Here is a 5,167-nt window from a genome sequence, read left to right on the forward strand (position 1 = left end):
TTCCTCGGCGCCGCCCCATCACTTACCGATTGTGGTCAGTTTCACTTATCGATTGGGAATATAGAGGTAACGACCATGGAATTCATCTTGTGAGGTCCCTTATGATTAACCGCGACATTACCTCGTGGGCACAGAAGAATGCTGGTTGGTTTCCCGTGGTATCCATCACTGGGCCAAGGCAGAGCGGGAAGTCGACTCTAGTTCGAGCGATTTTTCCTGACTATCGCTATGTCAACCTTGAGGATTCTGGCACCCGTTCCATGGCACTCGATGATCCAGTTGGATTCATACGTAACAGGCCGCCCCACCTCATCATTGATGAGGCACAGCTTGCTCCGGAGCTCTTCAACATAATCCAGGTGGTCTCAGACGAGGTTGGCACTCCAGGTCAGTACATACTCTCGGGTTCGCAGAACTTCCTGCTACTCAAGCAAATCACGCAGTCGCTCGCAGGCAGGGTCGGCATCCTGAAGCTACTCCCGCTCTCGTTCAGGGAGGCACTTTCTGCTGATCCAGAACTTGAGGTGAGTGACTTTGTGCTGCGTGGCGGATATCCACGGCTTTACGACGTGGACATGCCCTCCGAGGTCTATTACGAGAACTATATCGCCACCTACATCGAGCGAGACGCCTCGGGACACGTTAGTCCCCGCAACCTCAGCATGTTCGGGAACTTCATCGCGGCGTGCGCTGCAAACTGCTCCAACCTCCTCAACCTCACGGGCCTCGCCAATGACGTAGGAATCAGCGTCCAGACTGCGCGCTCGTGGCTTTCGCTCCTCGAGTCAAGCTACGTAGTCTTCCTGCTGCAGCCATATCATGCCAACCTGCGCAAGCGACTCACCAAGACGCCCAAGCTCTACTTTTACGATACGGGCCTCCTCTGTCATCTGCTGGGAGTCCATACAATGGAGCGGCTCCTCTCCTCTACGCAAAGAGGCGCAATATACGAGGACCTTGCAATCGCAGAGACAATCAAGCGCCATCAGAACGCCGGAAGACAGCCACAGCTCTTCTTCTATCGCGATGACAGCAAGATAGAGGTTGACCTCGTAGACTTCACGAATGCAAGCAAGCCAGAGCTAGTGGAGATAAAGTCCTCGGCGACGTTCCGCCCCTCGTTCACGCGGCACCTCTCGCACGTCGGCGAGCTCCTGCACATCGGTAGCAATGCGCAGTCAGTCGTGATGAACGCAGAGGAGACGGCTGTGGTGGGCGACCGCACGATTTGGTCGATGCGAGACTGGCTTCTGCGCGAGTGAGCCGGTGCGACAGGAAGCAACGTGTCACGCAGCTAGATGACCGCAGGATTCGTTGTGCCACCGCATGCAGCAGGGACGCCGGAAGCGGGAGCACCAGATTCAGCGCGCATAAAATGAGCCCGGCAGACGGTGCCAACGCCGTCTGCCGGGCTCTTCTCGCATGGTTTTAGCCTGTCGTCGCGGAACCTGCCGTGACAACCGAACGTGACCCGCAGGCTACAGGAGCCTGAGCGAGACCTCCTTCAGCTGTTTGCCCGAGACCTCGGACGGCGCGGAGCTCATGAGGTCGGAGCCGCTCGCCGTCTTGGGGAACGCCATGACCTCGCGGATGTTGTCCGCGCCCGCGAGCAGCATGCACACGCGGTCGAGGCCGAGCGCGAAGCCGCCCATGGGGGGCGCGCCGTACTCGAGCGCGTTCATGAGGAAGCCGAACTGCGCCTGCGCGCGCTCCGGCGTGAAGCCCAGCTTCTCCAGGATCCTCTCCTGCAGCTTGGCGTCGTGGATGCGCATGCCGCCACCGCCGGCCTCGTAGCCGTCCATGACGAAGTCGTACGTGTGCGAGCCCATGGCCAGCGGGTCGCTGTCCAGAAGGTCGATCTGGTCCTCGTTGGGCTGGGTGAACGGCTGGTGCTCGGAGTCCAGGCACTTGCGGTCCTCGTCCCAGTGGAACAGCGGGAAGTTCACGACCCACAGGAAGTCGTGGCCCTCGCGCGGCACGTCAAGCGCGTCGGCCATGTGGCAGCGCATGCCGCCCAGGATCTCGTCGGCGTGCAGGCGGTCTGCCACCGCGAACATCACGAGGTCGCCCGGCTCGACGTCCATCTCGGCACGCAGGGCCGCCATCTCCTCGTCCGAGAAGAACTTGACGATGGGGCTCGTGACGCTGCCGTCCTCGCGGAAGGCGATGTAGGCCAGGCCCTTGGCGCCAAACTCGGCGGCCACGTTGGCCAGCTTGTCGATCTGCGCGCGCGGCCACTTGCCGGCGCCCTTGGCGTTGATGGCCTTGACGTACTGACCCTCGGTCGCCGCGGCGGACGAGAAGAGCTTGAACTTGGAGTTCGAGAAGATCGGCGTCACGTCGTGCAGCGTCATGCCGTAGCGTGTGTCGGGCTTGTCGATTCCGTAGGTGTCCATCGCGTCCCAGTACTCGATGCGGCGCAGGGGCAGCTGCAGCTCCACGCCCATCTTGCCGAAGGCCTGGGCGAGCACGTGCTCGAGGGCGCCCATCACGTCGTCCTGCGAGACGAAGCTCATCTCCACATCGACCTGGGTGAACTCGGGCTGGCGGTCCTTGCGCAGGTCCTCGTCGCGGAAGCACTTGGCAACCTGGTAGTAGCGCTCGACGCCGCCCACCATGAGGAGCTCCTTAAGGAGCTGCGGGGACTGCGGCAGCGCGTAGAAGTGGCCGGGCTGCATGCGGCTGGGGACCAGGAAGTCACGGGCGCCCTCGGGCGTGGACTTGAAGAGCGACGGGGTCTCGACCTCGGTGAACTCGCTGCCGTGGAATGCCTCGCGCAGGGCGAAGGTGAAGTCGGAGCGAAGCTTGAGGTTGGCTGCCATCTTGGGGCGGCGCAGGTCGAGGTAGCGGTAGCGCAGGCGCACGTCCTCGGCGGTGTCCACGTGGTCCTCGATCTGGAACGGCGGGGTCTTGGAGGTGTTGAGCACCACGATCTTGGTCACGTACACCTCGATGGCGCCCGTGGCCAGCTTCTCGTTGTCCTGGCCCTCGGGACGCTCGCGCACGGTGCCGCTCACCATGATCGGCCACTCGGAGCGGATGGTCTCGGCCTCGTGGAACGTCGCCTCGTCGCACACCTCGGGGTCGAACTCCAGCTGCGTGACGCCGGCGCGGTCGCGCAGGTCCACAAAGATGAGTCCGCCGTGGTCGCGACGGTGCCACACCCAACCCGTGAGCGTGACCTCCTCGCCGATGTTGGACTCGCGGAGCTCGCCGCAGGTGTGCGTGTGCATGCTAAACGCCATGTTGTTCCTCTCGTCTCCTCCGCCCCGTGCCGTGACGGGCGGACCAGCAGATGACGGCACGCCAACGTAGACGGCGGCGGCGTGCGCGGTGCCCCATTCTAGCAGCGTTGCGCCGCCACCACGGCGCGCCGCGCAAAGCTCCCACGCTTTGAAACATTTCCACACGCGGCCGGGCGCCTGCCACGGGCGCCGCGTCCTTCTCGCCCGCGGCAGGACGGGGCGCAAATCATGGGACGAGAAGGACGGACACCGTGACTGTAAGCCCAACGTCAGCTACCTGTTTCCAAAGGATTTCAACCGTATGCGGATTCCTTCTTGCGGATATGCTTATTTTGGCGTACGCGGCAAATGCCAAAGTTTCGACATATTTTTCTGGTAACGTTTCCGAGAACGCCGGAACCCACACAGACAGACGCAAGCGACCCCGGCACCCACACGCGCAGAGGCAAGCGCAGGAGAGGGCATCCGACCCCTCGGAAAGAGGCAATCATGACTTACAAGGCAGCTATCTTCGACCTGGATGGCACGCTCCTCAACACGATCGAGGACCTTCACACGTCGGTCAACTACGCGCTCCACACCAACGGCTTCCCGGAGCAGTCGCTGGAGCAGACAAAGTCCAACGTCGGCAACGGCGTGCGCCAGCTCGTGCACCGCTCGCTGCCCATGGGCACCCCCACGGACCAGGAGGAGCAGGTCTTCTCGACCTTCTCCGCGCACTACTCCAGGAACTACTGCGAGAAGACCGTCCCATACCCGCGCGTGATGGAGATGCTGCACGCGGTCTCCGCGGCGGGCATGCTGCGCGCCGTCGTGTCCAACAAGCCCGACGCCGAGGTCCAGAAGCTCGTTGCCGTGTACTTCCCGGGGCTCTTCAACGCCGTCGTGGGCGAGCGCGAGGGAATCCGCCGCAAGCCCGCGCCGGACACGGTCGACGCCGTGATGGAGGCGCTCGACGTCAAGCCCGAGGAGTGCGTGTACGTGGGCGACTCCGAGGTGGACGTGGACACCGCCAAGAACGCCAAGACGGACTGCGTGTGCGTGTCGTGGGGCTACCGCGGCAAGGCGGCGCTCAAGGACGCCGGCGCCAAGGTCATCGTGGATGACGCGGACCAGCTGGCGGACGTCCTGCTGGGCGACTAGCGCCTGCGGCAGTGGCGGCGTGCTGCCGCTGCCACGAGTCCCAATCCATAGCGAAGCGCATGCGGCGCTCCCGGCAAGTCCGGGGGCGCCGCAATTTGTGCCCTTATACCCCACCCTCGCGCCGCATTTCACCAAAAGCCGCATCCTAACGTCCGCGTACGGATGGATAACGTTGGCCTAACCAAAGCCGAGGGAGGCGTCCGTCTCGCGCGCCCTGCGGTAAGATGCACACATCCAAGGGTCCAATCCTTCGAGAAAGGATGCGATATGGGAAAGAAAGCAGCTGAGGCACTCGACATAAATTACGATGACCTTGCCGACTACCTGCACAAGCACCATTCCGTCTACATGAAGGTCGGCAACGACGTCTACTACCTCACGGACGTCAACTACGAGGCCTGGCGCGCACAGGACACCAGCATCCGCAACTCCAAGAACCACTTCGTCGACTGCAGCGACCTCGTCGACACGCTTGACGAGTTCCTGGCGCTCCCCTTCGTCAACGGCCACACCATCAAGGACGTCTTCGACTCCGCGACGTTCTACGCGTCCACGCCGGGCGTCAAGCAGCCGTAGCGCACGGGCCAGCCACACGTCACACCCAGCACAGGGCAGGGGGGCCGAGAAGATCGCTCTTCTCGGCCCCCCCTTCTTTACCTTGGCTGCACGCATGGCGCCCGCGGCCCCGCCGGCTTAGCGCCGCCGTCGGCCGTGGGCGCCAGCTCGGGCTACTCGCCCTTCTCGCCCTGGTTAGGCTGCTCGGCCGGCTGCTCGGCCGG

The 5,167-nt window shown here is 63.2% G+C and carries 4 protein-coding genes; 3 read left to right on the top strand and 1 reads right to left on the bottom strand.

The features are described 5' to 3' along the window. The first annotated feature begins 101 nt into the window (after window positions 1–101). A complete protein-coding gene (locus ACI38Z_RS09195) occupies window positions 102–1,262 on the top strand; it encodes an ATP-binding protein (RefSeq protein WP_439789904.1) in 1,161 nt (386 codons plus the stop codon). A gap of 216 nt (window positions 1,263–1,478) precedes the next feature. On the opposite strand, the gene aspS is transcribed toward ACI38Z_RS09195, so the two are convergent. Continuing rightward, window positions 1,479–3,245 (bottom strand): aspartate--tRNA ligase, encoded by a 1,767-nt coding sequence (aspS, locus tag ACI38Z_RS09200; protein WP_439789905.1) that lies wholly within the window; start codon window positions 3,243–3,245, stop codon window positions 1,479–1,481. A 489-nt stretch (window positions 3,246–3,734) separates the two neighbouring features. Between aspS and ACI38Z_RS09205 the strand changes: the two genes are divergently transcribed. Then, the gene (locus ACI38Z_RS09205) at window positions 3,735–4,388 is read left to right on the top strand and encodes an HAD family hydrolase (protein WP_439789906.1); all 654 of its coding nucleotides are present in this window, start codon (window positions 3,735–3,737) and stop codon (window positions 4,386–4,388) included. Window positions 4,389–4,655: 267 nt separating this feature from the next. Further along, window positions 4,656–4,964, top strand: coding sequence for a CDP-alcohol phosphatidyltransferase (locus ACI38Z_RS09210; protein WP_439789907.1), 309 nt, complete (start codon window positions 4,656–4,658; stop codon window positions 4,962–4,964). Window positions 4,965–5,167: the final 203 nt, after the last annotated feature.

Origin of the sequence: Parafannyhessea sp. (genome assembly GCF_051876455.1) — a bacterium.
GTDB lineage: Bacteria > Actinomycetota > Coriobacteriia > Coriobacteriales > Atopobiaceae > Parafannyhessea.